Source organism: Cronobacter condimenti 1330, assembly GCF_001277255.1.
GTDB classification, from domain to species: Bacteria; Pseudomonadota; Gammaproteobacteria; order Enterobacterales; family Enterobacteriaceae; genus Cronobacter; species Cronobacter condimenti.
Genome location: NZ_CP012264.1, coordinates 3,590,302 through 3,605,175 on the forward strand (window position 1 = coordinate 3,590,302; position 14,874 = coordinate 3,605,175).

The 14,874-nt window shown below is 60.1% G+C and carries 14 protein-coding genes; 5 read left to right on the plus strand and 9 right to left on the minus strand.

What is annotated here, in order from left to right; translation table 11 throughout:
- Positions 1-195 precede the first annotated feature (195 nt).
- From AFK62_RS16365 to AFK62_RS16380, 4 genes are all read left to right on the plus strand, one after another.
- Positions 196-1,617, plus strand: coding sequence for a glycoside-pentoside-hexuronide (GPH):cation symporter (locus tag AFK62_RS16365; protein WP_007669311.1), 1,422 nt, complete (start codon positions 196-198; stop codon positions 1,615-1,617).
- A complete protein-coding gene (locus AFK62_RS16370) occupies positions 1,617-3,176 on the plus strand; it encodes a glycoside hydrolase family 43 protein (RefSeq protein ID WP_007669319.1) in 1,560 nt (519 codons plus the stop codon). The genes AFK62_RS16365 and AFK62_RS16370 overlap by 1 nt, the downstream gene beginning before the upstream one ends.
- 101 nt (positions 3,177-3,277) lie before the next feature.
- Positions 3,278-3,859: an NAD(P)H-dependent oxidoreductase gene (locus tag AFK62_RS16375; RefSeq protein WP_007669322.1), complete on the plus strand. Its 582-nt coding sequence runs from the start codon at positions 3,278-3,280 to the stop codon at positions 3,857-3,859.
- Positions 3,860-3,890: 31 nt separating this feature from the next.
- On the plus strand, positions 3,891-4,205 hold the full coding sequence (locus AFK62_RS16380) for a putative quinol monooxygenase (RefSeq protein ID WP_007669326.1): 315 nt from the start codon (positions 3,891-3,893) through the stop codon (positions 4,203-4,205).
- A gap of 100 nt (positions 4,206-4,305) precedes the next feature.
- Here the strand turns inward: AFK62_RS16380 and katG are convergent, their stop codons facing one another.
- The gene (gene katG / locus AFK62_RS16385) at positions 4,306-6,486 is read right to left on the minus strand and encodes a catalase/peroxidase HPI (protein ID WP_053532032.1); all 2,181 of its coding nucleotides are present in this window, start codon (positions 6,484-6,486) and stop codon (positions 4,306-4,308) included.
- Between the two features lie 191 nt (positions 6,487-6,677).
- On the opposite strand from katG, the gene AFK62_RS16390 reads away from it, so the two are divergent.
- Complete coding sequence (locus AFK62_RS16390; protein ID WP_007729594.1) at positions 6,678-7,607, plus strand: LysR family transcriptional regulator; 930 nt, start codon at positions 6,678-6,680, stop codon at positions 7,605-7,607.
- On the opposite strand, the gene mdcH is transcribed toward AFK62_RS16390, so the two are convergent.
- The 8 genes from mdcH to mdcA all read right to left on the minus strand — a co-directional run bounded on the left by mdcH (position 7,604) and on the right by mdcA (position 14,711).
- Complete coding sequence (mdcH, locus tag AFK62_RS16395) at positions 7,604-8,506, minus strand: malonate decarboxylase subunit epsilon (protein WP_007669333.1); 903 nt, start codon at positions 8,504-8,506, stop codon at positions 7,604-7,606. The genes AFK62_RS16390 and mdcH overlap by 4 nt on opposite strands.
- On the minus strand, positions 8,503-9,123 hold the full coding sequence (locus AFK62_RS16400; protein WP_053532033.1) for a malonate decarboxylase holo-ACP synthase: 621 nt from the start codon (positions 9,121-9,123) through the stop codon (positions 8,503-8,505). Before AFK62_RS16400 ends, mdcH begins: the two co-directional genes overlap by 4 nt.
- Positions 9,124-9,126: 3 nt before the next feature.
- Entirely contained in the window at positions 9,127-10,086 is a 960-nt protein-coding gene (locus AFK62_RS16405; RefSeq protein ID WP_007669337.1) for an AEC family transporter, read from the minus strand.
- A 174-nt stretch (positions 10,087-10,260) separates the two neighbouring features.
- A complete protein-coding gene (gene mdcE, locus AFK62_RS16410) occupies positions 10,261-11,061 on the minus strand; it encodes a biotin-independent malonate decarboxylase subunit gamma (protein ID WP_007669339.1) in 801 nt (266 codons plus the stop codon).
- On the minus strand, positions 11,061-11,894 hold the full coding sequence (locus tag AFK62_RS16415) for a biotin-independent malonate decarboxylase subunit beta (RefSeq protein WP_007669342.1): 834 nt from the start codon (positions 11,892-11,894) through the stop codon (positions 11,061-11,063). Before AFK62_RS16415 ends, mdcE begins: the two co-directional genes overlap by 1 nt.
- Entirely contained in the window at positions 11,887-12,186 is a 300-nt protein-coding gene (gene mdcC, locus AFK62_RS16420) for a malonate decarboxylase acyl carrier protein (RefSeq protein ID WP_007669345.1), read from the minus strand. The genes AFK62_RS16415 and mdcC overlap by 8 nt, the downstream gene beginning before the upstream one ends.
- A gap of 9 nt (positions 12,187-12,195) precedes the next feature.
- Positions 12,196-13,056 carry a triphosphoribosyl-dephospho-CoA synthase gene (locus AFK62_RS16425; RefSeq protein WP_007669348.1) on the minus strand — a complete coding sequence of 287 codons (861 nt, stop codon included), beginning with the start codon at positions 13,054-13,056 and terminating at the stop codon, positions 12,196-12,198.
- On the minus strand, positions 13,056-14,711 hold the full coding sequence (gene mdcA / locus AFK62_RS16430) for a malonate decarboxylase subunit alpha (protein ID WP_007669351.1): 1,656 nt from the start codon (positions 14,709-14,711) through the stop codon (positions 13,056-13,058). The genes AFK62_RS16425 and mdcA overlap by 1 nt, the downstream gene beginning before the upstream one ends.
- Between the last annotated feature and the right edge of the window lie 163 nt (positions 14,712-14,874).

Sequence of the window (14,874 nt, forward strand, 5' to 3'; positions counted from 1 at the left end):
CCTTTCTGTCACAGCGTTGTATAAACGATCAGCCTTTTTTCACGGCAGTGGCGGGGCGTGCGAAGTTATCGCACAGATTCGTGACTGGTATAACAAATACTAAAATTGGTAAACAGAGAGACAAATACCGTAATAGGCATTCCCGGATTCCCCTCCCAATAATAAATCTGATGAATTTCACACCGGAGAAGCAACATGGATAACAGACTTTCCGTCAGTGAAAAGCTCGGTTTTGGGATGGGGGACGCGGCGTGTGGCATCGTCTACTCCTCAGTTACCATGTTTTTAACCTGGTTTTACACCGATATTTACGGCCTGCCGGCCGCCGCCGTAGGGGTAATGTTTTTGGTGACCCGCGTGCTTGACGCCATTATCGATCCGCTCACCGGCCTGCTGGCCGACCGCACCCGAACGCGCTGGGGTCATTTCCGCCCCTGGCTTATCTGGTTTGCGGTGCCCTATGCCGTCATCGCCGTGCTTACCTATACCACGCCCGATTTCGGTGCCACCGGCAAGCTGGTCTACGCCTGGGTGACCTATTCCCTGCTGATGCTGTTTTATACGCTCATTAACATCCCCTACTGCGCGCTCGGTGGCGTTATCACAACGGATGAGAAAGACCGGCTTTCAGCGCAGGCGTATCGCTTTACGATTTCGTCGCTCGCGGGTCTGCTGGTTTCGGTCGGTACGCTGTGGCTGGTGGAGTTACTCGGCAACGGTAATACCCAGAAGGGCTATCAACTTACGATGGCCGTGATGGGGGCTATTGCTATAGTAATGCTGGTGTTCTGTTTTCTTTCGACCAAAGAGCGCGTGCAGCCGCAGAATGAGCAGAGCGACGTGAAGCGTGACCTGCGCGAACTGTTCGCTAACGATCAGTGGATTGTGGTCGCTGTCATTACTTTTTTTTCCAGCATGGCGGGCGTCATGCGTAACGCCGCGACGCTCTATTACGCCACCTATCTGATGCTCGGGCCAGATACCAGCGCCGCGCTGGGTACGACCATGAAGTCAGCGTTTATCACCACAAGCGTCGTCGGCACGATTATCGGTGCAATGCTCGCAGGCGGGCTTGCCAAACGCTACCGCGCCACCACGCTGTTTAAGAACATCAACCTTTTGCTGGTTTTTATCGGCGTGGTGATGTTTTTCATTCCGCCCACCTGGCTTGCCGTGGTGTTCCCGCTCTATTTTCTGGTGGGCATGTTCCATCAGATGTACCAGCCATTTAAGTGGAACATGATGGCTAACGCCGCCGACTACGGCGAATGGAAAACCGGACGGCGCATCACCGGGCTGTCGTTTTCCGGCAATTTGTTCGCGCTGAAACTGGGCATGGCCGTTGCCGGCGCGCTGGTCGGTTTTTCGCTCGGCTGGTTTGGTTACGTGCCAGGAGCCGTTACCCAGACGCCACTCGCCACGACCGGCATTATCGGCCTGTTAACCCTCGGCCCCTCAGTCTCTTATCTGATCCTCTGGTGGCTTGCGCGCTTCTATAAACTGGATGACGCGATGATGACGCGCATTCAAACGGATCTGGCCACGCGCAAAGCCACACAGCGCCGCGCCCATGAGGCGGACGACCTCGCGCTTCATCCACACGTTAAGGAGGCATGATGCACGCTGATTTCTGGCAGACGGACTGCCATAACGGGCAATACCGCAATCCGATACTGTACGCCGACTACTCCGACCCGGATCTCGTGCGTGTCGGCGATGACTTTTACATGGTCGCCTCAAGCTTTAACCATCTGCCTGGCCTGCCGCTGCTGCACTCGCGCGATCTGGTGAACTGGCGGCTGGTGAATCATATCGTTCCGCGCCTGACGATGGGCGACTACGACCGTGTGCAGCCAGGAAAAGGAATTTGGGCGCCGAGTATTCGTTATCACGACGGACGGTTCTGGGTCTTTTTCAGCACGCCGGATGAGGGCATTTTTATGTGTCAGGCGGTCGATCCGTTGGGCGACTGGAGCGAGCCGCACTGCCTGCGAGCGGCCAAAGGCCATATCGATCCCTGTCCATTCTGGGATGACGATGGCCGCGCCTGGCTGGTACATGCATTCGCCTTCAGCCGCAGCGGCAAAAAACATCAGCTGGCGCTGTGCGAAATGTCCCCGGACGGCAGAAAGCTGCTGGATGACGGCGAGATCCTGTATGACGGCCAGCTCGATCTCCCCACGCTGGAAGGACCCAAAGTCTACAAGCGCAACGGCTATTACTATGTTTTCGCCCCCGCAGGCGGCGTCCCTACCGGCTGGCAGACCGTTTTGCGCAGCCGCAGTCTGCACGGGCCATGGGAGCATCGCGTGGCCCTGCACCAGGGCGTAAGTGCGGTTAATGGCCCGCATCAGGGTGGCTGGGTAGAGCTTGAGAACGGCGAAGGCTGGTTTGTGCATTTTCAGGATGCGCATATCGCCGGACGTATCGTGCATCTGCAACCGGTCGTCTGGCGTGATGACTGGCCTGTCATTGGAGCGCCGGGGCCGTCGGGTATCGGCGAGCCGGTCAGCCAGTGGACGAAACCTGCCGTGAATGGTGCGCCACTCGCCGCAGCGTTACCTGCAAGCGATGCTTTTCATGAGGGCAAACCAGGCCCGCAATGGCAGTGGCTTGCGAATCCTCAGGCGGGCTGGTTTTCTTCCGAGGCCGGCCATCTGCGGCTCCATTGCCAGACGCTGCCGGAACATGAAGGCCAGCCGTCGTTTTATCACGCTCCCAATCTGCTGTTGCAGAAATTCCCCGGCCCCCGGTTTGAGGCACACACCCGCCTGCGACCACAACTGCGCCTGCCTGGCGAGTGCGCGGGCCTCACCGTCTATGGCGAGCGCTTCGCCTGGTTTGGCGCAGAACAAACCTCACAGGGCCTGGCCCTGGTGTTTGGCGGCGGCTGGATGAACGATAGCGGCAGCATCGTCAGCCGTAAGACGTCGCTCGTCGTCTTACCATCCGATACGACGCTCAGCCTGAAAGTGGTGGTGGATGGCGACGGTCTGTGCACGTTCTGCTGGCGTCTCGCCGACGAGCCATGGCAGACGGTGGAACCGCGCTTCGCCGCCGCGCCGGGCAAATGGGTCGGGGCGAAAATGGGGCTCTTTGCGGTGGCCCTGGGCGAGGCTGCAGGCCGTGTTGAAGTGGAGGCCTTTGAGGTAACGGTACATACGCCTGACACCTGATTATTGCTCATACTGCAAAAGTCTTTGCGCGTTTTGCCAATATTACTGTATCGCCAGATGCGGTAATATTAATGACAAACGCGATAATTAGAGGACAAATAATGAGCAACATATTAATCATCAACGGCGCGAAGCAATTCGCTCACTCCAACGGCCAGCTCAACGACACCCTGACTGAGGTCGCGGAGAGCTACCTGCGCGACGTCGGACATGATGTTCAGGTCACCCGCGCCGACAGCGACTACGATGCCAAAGAAGAAGTGCAGAAGTATCTGTGGGCTGACGTCATCATTTATCAGATGCCAGGCTGGTGGATGGGCGCGCCGTGGACCGTGAAAAAATACATTGATGACGTCTTTACCGAAGGTCACGGTTCACTGTACGCCAGCGACGGTCGTACCCGCTCCGATGCCTCGAAGAAATATGGCTCCGGCGGCCTGCTTCAGGGCAAAAAATATATGCTTTCACTGACCTGGAACGCGCCGCTGGAGGCGTTTACCGATAAAGATCAGTTTTTCCATGGCGTCGGCGTAGACGGCGTCTATCTGCCCTTCCACAAGGCGAACGAGTTCCTGAGCCTGACCGCGCTGCCAACCTATATCGCCAACGACGTGATTAAAATGCCGGACGTGCCGCGCCACATTGCAGAATATCGCGAGCATCTGGCGAAAATTTTTGCTTAACTGTCAGACGGTTTTACAAAAGGAGTTAACCATGCTGACAGTAATAGCAGAAATTCGTACCCGTCCTGGCGCGCACCACCGTCAGGCGGTGCTGGAAGCGTTCAAGAAGATCATTCCAGCGGTACTTGCAGAGGCGGGTTGCCACGGTTACGCGCCAATGGTAGACAGCGCGACCGGCCTGGGCTTCCAGACCAGCGCGCCGGATTCCATTGTCATGGTGGAGCAGTGGGCCAGTGCCGAGCACTTAAAAGCGCACCTGGAAACGCCGCACATGCAGGGTTTTCGTGATGAGGTTAAAGGCGACGTGCTGGATACCTCCATCCGCATTCTGGAAAGCGGCGTCTGACCCGCGTCGGACAGGCATAAAAAAGGCGATGATTGCTCATCGCCTTTTTTTGTTATTCCGCTTTGCTTAACCGCCCGTGCAGTGACGCGGGGCGTAATGATTAACGCAGATCGAAACGATCAAGGTTCATTACTTTGGTCCACGCCACCACGAAATCCTTCACGAATTTCTCGCGGGCATCCTGGCTTGCGTAGACTTCCGCTACCGCACGCAGAATCGCGTTGGAGCCAAACACCAGATCCGCGCGGGTCGCCGTAAATTTCACCTCACCGCTGATACGATCGCGTCCTTCAAACGCTTCTGAGGTCGCGTCGATCGCTTTCCACTCGTTACGCATATCCAGCAGATTCACGAAGAAATCATTGCTGAGCACGCCCACACGATCGGTGAACACGCCGTGCTGGCTGGCATCAAAGTTGGCGCCGAGAACGCGCATCCCGCCTACCAGTACCGTGAGTTCCGGTGCGGTCAGCGTCAGCTGCTGCGCTTTGTCGATAAGCAGCGCTTCGGTAGACGTGCTGTTACGCACGCCGCGATAGTTACGGAAACCATCAGCTGCCGGTTTCAGCAGTTCGAACTGCGCAATATCAGTCTGATCCTGACGCGCATCGACGCGGCCCGGCGAGAACGGTACGGTCACGTCAACACCGGCGGCTTTTGCGGCCTGTTCGATGCCCACCACGCCTGCCAGCACAATGATGTCCGCCAGTGAGGCTTTGTTCGCGCTACGCTGGAGCGCTTCAAGCGTTGCCAGCGCACGCGCGGTTGGCGCATTTACCGCCCAGTCGCGCTGCGGGGCAAGCGCCAGACGTGCGCCGTTAGCGCCGCCGCGTTTGTCACCGCCGCGGAAGGTCGATGCCGAGGCCCAGGCCACAGAAACCAGTTCACTGACCGACAGCCCGGCGTTCGCAATCTCTGCCTTCAGGGCATCGATATCCGCCTGCGTCGGCTGGTAAATCGCCGCGGGCAGCGGGTCTTGCCAGATCAGATCTTCTTTCGGTACTTCCGGCCCGATGTAGCGTGCTTTCGGCCCCATATCGCGGTGCGTCAGTTTATACCAGGCGCGGGCGAAGGCTTCGTTAAACGCCTGCGGATCGTTCAGGAAACGGCGCGAAATCTTCTCGTATTCCGGGTCGAAACGTAGCGTCAGGTCGGTGACCAGCATTGTCGGCTTGCGTTTTTTCGACGGGTCAAACGGGTCCGGGATAATCTCCGGCGCGTCTACGGCTTCAAACTGAATTGCGCCTGCCGGGCTACGGGTCTGCACCCACTCATATTTGAAGAGGTTCTCAAAGAAGTAGTTGCTCCACTGGGTCGGCGTCTGGGTCCAGGTCACTTCCAGGCCGGAGGTGATCGCATCCGCGCCCGCACCGCTGCCGAAGTTACTGGTCCAGCCGAGGCCCTGCGCTTCAATCGGGGCGGCTTCCGGGTCAACGCCAACATGGCTCGCCGCGCCTGCGCCGTGGGTTTTACCCAGCGTATGGCCGCCTGCGATCAGCGCCACGGTCTCTTCGTCGTTCATCCCCATGTTGCCAAAGGTAGCGCGAATCGCGGGCGCGGCGGAAGCCGGGTCGCCGCTGTGGTTCGGCCCTTCGGGGTTGACGTAGATAAGGCCCATTTCGGTCGCGCCGAGCGGCGCCTGCGCCAGTGATTCCGGATGGCGATGTTCAAGCCAGTTTTTCTCATCGCCCCAGTTCACGTCCATATCCGGTTCCCAGACGTCTTCACGCCCGGCACCGAAACCAAAGGTACGGAAACCCGAGTTTTCCAGCGCGACGTTGCCGGCGAGAATAAAGAGGTCGGCCCAGGAGATTTTCTGGCCATATTTCTGTTTGACGGGCCACAGCAGGCGGCGCGCTTTATCAAGGCTTACGTTATCCGGCCAGGAGTTAAGCGGCGCGAAACGCTGCTGCCCACGGCCTGCGCCGCCACGCCCGTCAGTCGCGCGGTAAGTACCAGCGCTGTGCCACGCCATACGAATGAAAAGCCCGGTGTAGCTGCCCCAGTCGGCCGGCCACCACGGTTGAGAATCGGTTAACAGCGCTTTCAGGTCGCCTTTCAGCGCCGCGTAATCCAGCTCACTGAACGCGTTGCGGTAGTTAAACGCCTCTCCCAGCGGATTAGTGCGTTCGGAGTGCTGGTTTAGCAGCTCCACGCGCAACTGATTTGGCCACCAGTCGCGGCTGGCGGTGCCGCCGCCGGCGCTTTGATTATGGTTTCCCTGATGGAAGGGGCATTTCCCCGCAGATAACGTATTGTGTGTCTCAGTTGGCGTGCTCATTTTTCGCTCCGTGTTCTGTTTCACCGCTACGATAGCCTTGCACGTTGATAAGTCATACCTGTATTAACCTACGGATTTGATAGCCTGCGCCTTCGTTAGCAAACCCGAGAATGTCCCTGCGGCAAGGAAGGTTTACCCCATCGTCTCCAGCCGTTAAGCTCGCTAATCCCGTTACTCAACACCAGGCCCGCATGAAACTCGCCATCGACGACGACATCACATTTCGCAAGCTTTCTATCTTCATGGCGTTTATGGAGAAGGGAAATATCGCCCGCACCGCCGAGGCACTGGGCTTAAGCGCCGTCAGCGTGCACCGGGCGCTGCACAGCCTGGAAGAAGGTGTGCGCTGCCCGCTCTTTGTGCACCGGGGCCGCAGCCTGGTGGCACTGCCCGCTGCCGAAACCTTGCTGGAATATTGTCAGGAGGCCATCGGCCTGATGGTGCGCGGTATTGAGGAGACGCAGCGTACGGCGGGCATCGGCCAGGGGCGGTTGCGCGTCGGCACGCTCTATTCGCTGACGCTTGAAACCGTACCGCGTCTGCTGATGGGCATGAAGCTGCGCCGCCCCGATCTGGAACTCGATCTCACGATGGGCTCTAATCAGGTGCTGCTCAATATGCTGGAAGACGGCGCGCTGGACGCCATACTGATTTCGGTCTCGGAAACGCAGGTTGACCACAAAACGCTGGAAGTGACGCCGCTTTTTAACGACGACATTTATCTCGCGGCTCCGGCAGCGGAAGCGCTTGATACCCGACGCGACGCAGATTTGCGCCACTATAAAAACCGTAAGTTCGTTTCGCTGGCAGAGGGGTTCGCCACTTATGCCGGCTTTCAGGAGGCGTTTCACGTGGCGGGCTTTGAGCCGGATATCGTCACCCGCGTGAATGACATTTTCTCCATGCTGAGCCTGGTGCAGGCGGGCGTTGGGCTGTCGCTGGTGCCGGGGCGCGTGAAGAAGCTTTATGAAAACGATGTGCAGCTTCTGAAGCTTGCGGAGCCGTACCAGATGCGCCAGCAGATAGCGCTGGTGTTTGCCCGCAATCGCGAGCGCGATCCAAACCTGCTGGCGCTTGCGGCAGAGTGTCGCATGTACGCGCTGAGCCTCAATAAAAATTAATCTCGGGACAGACGCGCCGCCAGATGCCTCGCAACATCCATGCCGCTGCGCTCAAGTGAAATGCTCTCGCCTTCCCACCCGGCCTGGCGGGTCAGACAGGTCAGCACGCCGCCGGGCGGCATCTCAATGGCAAGCCTCGCGTCGCGCTCGCGAGCGGCGATCATCGCCTCCTGCCAGCGCACCGTGCGCGCCATGTTGAACGCCAGATCGTCTGCGATGCGCTCAGGCTGCCACACCACGCGGGCGGTGCTGCCGCTGAGGTAAGCGCACGTCGGGCGATGCAGGGTGACGTCGTGAAAGGCCTCAAAAAGTGTTTGCGCCGGGGCGTCGAGCAGCGCGCAGTGGGACGGCACGCTGACGGCGAGCCGGTTCACTTTGGTCGCGCCAAGCGCGAGCGCCGCTTCGCTCACCCTCGCCATCTGTTCATCACGCCCGGCAATCACAATCTGCGTTTCGGCATTGAGGTTGGCGATATACGCGCCCTGCTCCGCCGCCAGTTTTTCGACCTGATCCAGACGCAGGCCGAGGATGGCGGTCAACCCATAACCATGCGGATAGGCCTGCTCCATCAGATCGCCGCGCAGCGCCACCAGCCGTAAGGCGTCGCGAAAATCGAGCGCGCCGGCGATCACCGCCGCCGGATAGGCCCCAATCGACAAACCGCTGACCATATCCGGCATGACGCCCTGCGCCATCAGCGCGCGGGCGGAGGCCACACCGGCAATCAGCAGCGCGAGCTGTACGGCGCGGGTGTGGCGCAGCGCCTGCGGCGTGTCGAGGGTGGCGAATTCATCGCCCAGCACCTCGCGTGCCGCGCGCTGCGTCTCCTCATCGGGTAAATGTTGCAGCATGCCGGGGCGCTGGGTACCTTGCCCCGGGAACGTAAAAATACTTTTCATGCGTCCTCCCTGCACCAGGGGTCGCCAACCCGCAGCGGCCCCCGGTTGGTTTTTAATAATACCCGCCCGTCGCGCAGCCATTCCGTCAGCGAAAACGCGCCGAACGGCGTCTCTACCTGCGTATCCGCCCGGCACGGCAGTTGGGTAACCCACCGTTGCCAGTCGGCGAAGGCGGCAGGCGTAACAGGCACGGGCGCCCGGATTGTCAGGTCGAGATCGCTTTCTGGGTGCAGCACCGGCATTTCGGTCGCCAGCGCGTAACCGGCAGAGCCGGTAATGCCCCACGCCCAGGGCCACGTGCGCTGCGCGAGTTGAATAGCGGCCTGCACAGGAGGCTGTGAGACAAACGGCGAGCGCAGCAGCGTCTGAAGGCAGGCGAGCGACTCCGGTGTCGCCACGCGCACGATATCCTGCGCCGCCACCCACCCGGCGGCGCGCTGGTCGCGTCTGACGCCGCGCACACCCACCGGGATCAAGCCGCTGTCGCTCAGGTCACGCCGTACCACCACCGGAAACTGGCACTTCCACTGCTCGCTTACCCACAGGGCGTCAATGCCCTGGAGCGCGCGGCTGTCGTTAAGCCAGAGTAAATCGTGGGGACGCGGCGTGTCGGTCATGGTTTAGAGTCCTTGCGTTAAGGTGATAAAAAGCGGCAGTGAAAGAATGCTCAGTACCGAGCTTAACAGCAGCACGGCTTCGGCGTCCGGCGACTGTACGCCGAAACGGTTGCCGAATACCACGCCGAAGAAGCCCGCCGCCAGGGCAATCATCAGGATAGCGGTGATAGCAACCGGCCCCGTCAGGCCAAGCGCGAGCACGATACCCCAGGCGATAAACGGCTGGATCAGCAGCTTGGCAATGGTCGCGGTAATCACCACAGAATTAATGTTGAGCTTACGGGCCGAGAGGATAACGCCGGTCAGGAAGAGCGCAGCAGCGGTCGCGGCAAGGCCGAGCGGTTTAATGGCGGCAAGCACCAGCTCCGGCATTTTGATGCCAATGGCGGAGAGCACCACGCCAAGCAGCGGCCCCCAGACGATCGGTTTTTTCACCGAACGCCACATCAACACCGGCAGCATCGCGAGCGTTGAGCCGCTCTTCTCGCCGCTGGCACGCGCTTTTTCACGTTCCAGAATAAGCAGACAGAACGGCGTCATCAGCACCGAACCGCAGGCAATGGAGACCGCGACGGAAAGCGATGTCGATGGCCCTTCACCGAGCACGCTGCCAAGGATAGGCAGACCCAACGCGGCGTAGTTCGGCAGCGCCACGGTCAGCGTGAGCACGGCGGCATCCTGCGGGGATTTCTTAAACGGCCCGACCGCCAGGAAGTAAATGGCGGCGTAGGTTATCCACATCGCCAGCACCAGGACGATGATGAGCGGCGACTGGGCGACAATGCCCGCCCACGGCGTCTGTACGGTGGCGCTAAACAGCGCAGCTGGCAGGGCAAAGTCCATCACAAAGATATTGAGTAAAGCGACGTTTTGGTTATCGACCATTTTTGTTTTGCCCGCCATAAAGCCGAGCAGCATGATCACAAAAATAGGGGCAAGCGCATGAATAATCACGTAAGTCATAAGTCACCTGTAATGAAAGTAAAATCAACACTGGTGCGATGGTGGCCCTTACATCTCAAGGCGCGCGGCGCGCCCTGAGATGGTGAGCTTTATTTTTTACGGATGCGGCGGGCCAGAGGGCGTATCGCTACGCCCCTGTAAGCCGCTATCCGGCAGGTCTTTTTAGGGTTTTACTTACCAGCTGGCGCGCAGACGTTCGCGTACATGCTGTGAGCTACGGCGGTTGTCGGCGCCGAGGCGGGTTTTCAGGCTCGGGTCACGACGCGCATCATCAATTGCGCGTTGCAGCGTGGCGTTCACCAGTGCCAGATCCTCAGGTGTTGGTGCATCCGGGTTTCGGATATCGAGCAGGTCAGAGAGCAGCCCGAGCGTCGCGTAGTTGGCGACGTCATAGGCCATCGGCGGGATGGTCGCCGCCAGTTTCTCCAGCGCCTCGACGGTGCGAAGCGTAATGCGCGCGGCAGATTCTTTACCCATCGCATGCACCAGCACGCCTTTGTCGTTAAAGGCGATTAACCGGTTTGCCTGGTAGCCGTGGGCGAGAAACGCCCCGGACATCGCTTTACCGACGATAAGCCCAATCACCGGATGTCCGGCAAGGCGTGCGTTAGCATAAGCGCCCGCAGCCCCGGCGAGCGCCTGATGAATGCCGAACGCCTCTTCGCGACGGCCATACGCCTGGCTTGGCACGTCAATCACCGCGATAATCGGGCGCTTCACAGGCTTATCGGCATCTTCTTTGATGGTTTTGCTGACTACTCTGGCAAGCGTCCAGCCCTCCAGCAGCCCGACCTCCCCTTTAGCGGCGCGCGGGTAGTGGTTATGGGCATCCGGCACGACGGCGATAAAGCGTGCGGGTTCGCCGTTAAGCGCGGCATCGGCCACCTGAACGGACGGGCAAAGCCCCTCCTGACGTTTCGCGTTGGGCGCGAGTTTTTCAAGCCATAAGGCGCCCCGGCTTACTGTATTCGTCATCATTTTTCCTCCCGCGCAAAAACCTGTTTGATCTGTTCGCGATCCGCCTGTTTCGCGGTGTCGAACCGCGTCAGACGATCGAGATACCAGGCGTAGTTGTCGCTGCGGTGCTGTGATGGCACGCCTTTAGCGATGGCTTCGTTCATCGCCGTTTTCACCGCGTTAACGCCATCGCCTACCAGCGCGTCGACAAAACCGCTTTCATAGCGCACTTCGCCGCCGGTCATGCTCCAGATAAACGGACGGTCGCGGGAGTCGTACTCTTCCACACCCGCTTCCTGCTCAATCACCTGCGGGCCGTTCAGGCCAAGGCGTGCTTCACGGGTCACGATGAGATAGCTGCACAGCGCCGCCGCGATGGACATCCCGCCGAAGCAGCCCACAGTGCCCGCAACAATGCCGACCACCGGCGTATAGCGGCGCAGGTCGACAATCGCGGCGTGGATATCGGCAATCGCCGCGAGGCCGAGGTTGGCCTCCTGCAGACGCACGCCACCCGTTTCCAGGCATAACACCGCCTGGGTGGGAATGCCGTTGCGGTTATCCTCCGCGGCCAGCTCAAGGGCGGCGGCCATTTTCGCGCCGGAAACTTCGCCCATGCTGCCGCCCTGGAAGGTGCCTTCAATGGCAATCACCACGGCGGGCTGCCCATTGATGGTGCCTTTTGCTACCACCATGCCGTCGTCCGCCTGCGGGACGATGCCCTGCTTGCCAAGCCACGGCGACATGACCTGCTCAAACGAGTCGAGCAGTTCGCGAAAGCTGCCTTCATCGAGCAGTGCCCTGGCGCGTTCGCGCGCCCGAAGTTCAATAAAGCTGCGGTCGTTACGCATGGCTGACCTCCTCAAAAACCTGTTCGATGCGAATGCGCGCCACGCCGGGCGTCGCGCCGAAATCGTGGATAACCAGCGTGCCGGATGGCAGGCCATTTTGCAGGTTGAGGCGGTCAAACAGCGCATTCCAGCGCGCGGTGCTGTTGTCCACGGATGTCGTGATGGTCACGTTGAGCGCCTGTTGCTGATCGGCGGTGAACAGCACTTCCATATCACCGGATCCGACCACTCCCGCCAGCGCTCTGCCGTTCAGCGTGCGGCTCGCGGGGAATGACAATGTAATCTGTTCCATAACACCCTCTTATTCGGTTATTCGAGATGGCGCGCTCACGCGGTCGAGGTAGAGCGTGGCGGCCAGCAGATCAGCAGCTCCGCCTGGCGAGGCGTTCAGCGCCAGCATCTCGCTATCAAGCTCTGCCAGCGCGCGACGCCCGGCGTCGGTCGCCGTACCGCCTGCGGCCAGCACGGTGCGGGCGCCGCGCTGCATGGTCATCTGGCCCGTGAGCCCCGCGCGGTTAAGCACGCAGGTGTCGCACAGCGACGTCATGATGGCCATCAGCGCGTCCAGACGTGCTTCGGTTTCTTTCGCGCCGCCACGGCGGCTGGCGTGAAGCTGCGGAAGCGCGAGTTGCATCACATGTGGAAACCCCTGCTGCGCCTCTTCACGCGCGCCCGGCACCTGATAACGCCGCGTGGCGCGAAGCCCTTTGCTGAAGCCCTTCGGCGCGCCAGCGTCCGGCAGGCCTGCCAGACGGGCGGCCGTGGCGGCGATAGCCTCACCTGTCGCTCCGGCGTCGCACATGGCGGTGGCGCTCACCAGCAGTCCCAGCGCCCAGATAGCACCGCGATGGGTATTCACCCCGCCGGTGGCCGCCATCATTTGCGCTTCGCCCTCGCGGCCCAGACGGCCAATGGTTTCGCGTAGCGCAATATCCGCCGGGCGCTGCCAGCTCTGCTGAGCCAGCGCATGAAAGGTGGGCGTCAGGCTGTGGGCCGAACGCTCCATCAGCGCAAGCGTCAGGTCGTGATGCGCGCCGCTCCCGCGACAGTCCACCAGACCCGGCTTCGGGGTGAGTCTCGCTTCATCAATCAGGCAGGCGGTGGCGATGCGCGCCAGTGCGTCTGCGGTGCCTTCGGCGTGAGTCAGTGGCTGTCGGTTCATTACCAGCTCCGGAATTTGGCAGGTGGGTTGTAAAGACCGCCGGACCATTCCACGAGATCCGCGACACTGCTTGCGGCAAGCAACGAGCGGGTGGCGTCGGCGCGGCGAATGCCGATATCTTCCGGGTATACCACCTTGCCCGTTTTACGCAGTTCAGCGACGCGTGCGGCGTCCACGCCAAGGCCAATGTCAGTAATGCCCGCGACTGCTGCGACCATCGCGCGGCGCTCTTCAAGGCTTTCTGCGCGGTAAAGGTACGCAATCCCCTCTTCGGTGAGCACATGGGTGACGTCATCGCCGTAAATCATGACCGGCGCGAGCGGCATGCCAGAGGCTTTCGCCACGTCAACTGCATCGAGTTTTTCCACGAAGGTCGGTTTTACGCCGGCCTGGAAGGTTTCGACCATCTGCACCACCAGCTTTTTACCGCGCTGCATCGGGTCAGGCTCGGTGATCATGTTGAGCCAGGCGGGTGTCGCGTGGCGACGGCCGTGCGGATCGTGCCCCATGTTGGGCGCGCCGCCGAAGCCGGAAAGCCGCCCGCGGGTGACGGTGGAGGAGTTAGCAAGGCCGTCTACCTGTAACGTGGAGCCGATAAACATATCGACCGCGTACTGGCCCGCCAGCTGACAGAAGGCGCGGTTGGAGCGCATGGAGCCGTCAGCGCCGGTGAAGAACACGTCGGGGCGCGCGCGAATGTACTCTTCCATGCCCAGCTCGCCGCCGAAACAGTGCACGCTCTCGACCCAGCCGCTTTCAATAGCAGGGATAAGCGTCGGATGCGGATTCAGCGTCCAGTGTTTACAGATTTTGCCCTTCAGACCCAGTTGTTCGCCGTACGTCGGCAGCAGCAGTTCAATAGCTGCGGTATTAAAACCGATGCCGTGATTGAGCGACTGCACCTGGTGCTCGGCGTAGATGCCCTTGATGGCCATCATCGCCATCAGGATATGTTCCTGCTTGATAAGGCGCGGGTCGCGGGTAAAGAGTGGTTCGATAAAGAAGGGTTTGTCTGCCACTACCACATAGTCAATCCAGGAGCCGGGGATATCCACGCGCGGCAGGTCGCACTCGTCGTCGACCAGTTCATTGACCTGGGCGATAACGATGCCGTCATGGAACGCGGCGGCTTCCACCAGCGCGGGCGTGTCTTCGGTGCTCGGCCCGGTGTAGAGATTGCCTTTGCGGTCGGCTTTGTAGCCGGCTATCAGCGCCACGTTCGGAGCCAGATCCACATACAGGCGGGAGTAGAGTTCGATGTAGGTGTGGATGGCGCCGATTTCCAGCAGACCATCTTCCAGCAGTTGCGAAATACGCAGGCTCTGGGTGCCGGAGAACGAGAAGTCGAGTTTGCGGGCGATACCTTTCTCAAAAATATCGAGATGCTCGCTGCGCCCGACGCTTGGCATGATCATGTGCAGATCGTGCACTTTTTCCGGGCTGACGTTGGCCAGCATGCGGGAGAGAAAATCCGCCTGTTTCTGGTTATTGCCTTCCAGCACTACACGGTCACCCGGTGCTATCAGTTTTTCCAGCATGGCTGCGAGATCTGCGGTGGGCAATACTTTGCCCTGCACGGGAACCGAGGCGAGACGCCGCTGTTTCTCCGTGCGGCGCGTGTTCCAGACACGCCCCGGCGTTTGGTAAGCCGTCATTATTAACCTCCTGATTCAGCGAATCTTTTTGATTTGCTTAACGCTAAATTCAGTGTGCGCTCAGGAGAAAAAGGCATCAATTAAGGACGCGGACGAATCATTACTCTCAGAGTAACGATTAACACGCCGGTTTTTGATCTGCATCGCAATAAAAGCGGCATCA

Excerpts from the sequence above, each read along its gene's own strand:
- AFK62_RS16425 (WP_007669348.1), bottom strand. The coding sequence starts at position 13,056 with ATGAACCGACAGCCACTGACTCACGCCGAAGGCACCGCAGACGCACTG.
- AFK62_RS16400 (WP_053532033.1), bottom strand. The coding sequence starts at position 9,123 with ATGACCGACACGCCGCGTCCCCACGATTTACTCTGGCTTAACGACAGC.
- AFK62_RS16405 (WP_007669337.1), bottom strand. The coding sequence starts at position 10,086 with ATGACTTACGTGATTATTCATGCGCTTGCCCCTATTTTTGTGATCATG.
- AFK62_RS16370 (WP_007669319.1), top strand. The coding sequence starts at position 1,617 with ATGCACGCTGATTTCTGGCAGACGGACTGCCATAACGGGCAATACCGC.
- mdcA (WP_007669351.1), bottom strand. The coding sequence starts at position 14,711 with ATGACGGCTTACCAAACGCCGGGGCGTGTCTGGAACACGCGCCGCACG.
- AFK62_RS16365 (WP_007669311.1), top strand. The coding sequence starts at position 196 with ATGGATAACAGACTTTCCGTCAGTGAAAAGCTCGGTTTTGGGATGGGG.
- AFK62_RS16375 (WP_007669322.1), top strand. The coding sequence starts at position 3,278 with ATGAGCAACATATTAATCATCAACGGCGCGAAGCAATTCGCTCACTCC.
- AFK62_RS16390 (WP_007729594.1), top strand. The coding sequence starts at position 6,678 with ATGAAACTCGCCATCGACGACGACATCACATTTCGCAAGCTTTCTATC.
- mdcC (WP_007669345.1), bottom strand. The coding sequence starts at position 12,186 with ATGGAACAGATTACATTGTCATTCCCCGCGAGCCGCACGCTGAACGGC.
- mdcE (WP_007669339.1), bottom strand. The coding sequence starts at position 11,061 with ATGACGAATACAGTAAGCCGGGGCGCCTTATGGCTTGAAAAACTCGCG.
- AFK62_RS16380 (WP_007669326.1), top strand. The coding sequence starts at position 3,891 with ATGCTGACAGTAATAGCAGAAATTCGTACCCGTCCTGGCGCGCACCAC.
- katG (WP_053532032.1), bottom strand. The coding sequence starts at position 6,486 with ATGAGCACGCCAACTGAGACACACAATACGTTATCTGCGGGGAAATGC.
- AFK62_RS16415 (WP_007669342.1), bottom strand. The coding sequence starts at position 11,894 with ATGCGTAACGACCGCAGCTTTATTGAACTTCGGGCGCGCGAACGCGCC.
- mdcH (WP_007669333.1), bottom strand. The coding sequence starts at position 8,506 with ATGAAAAGTATTTTTACGTTCCCGGGGCAAGGTACCCAGCGCCCCGGC.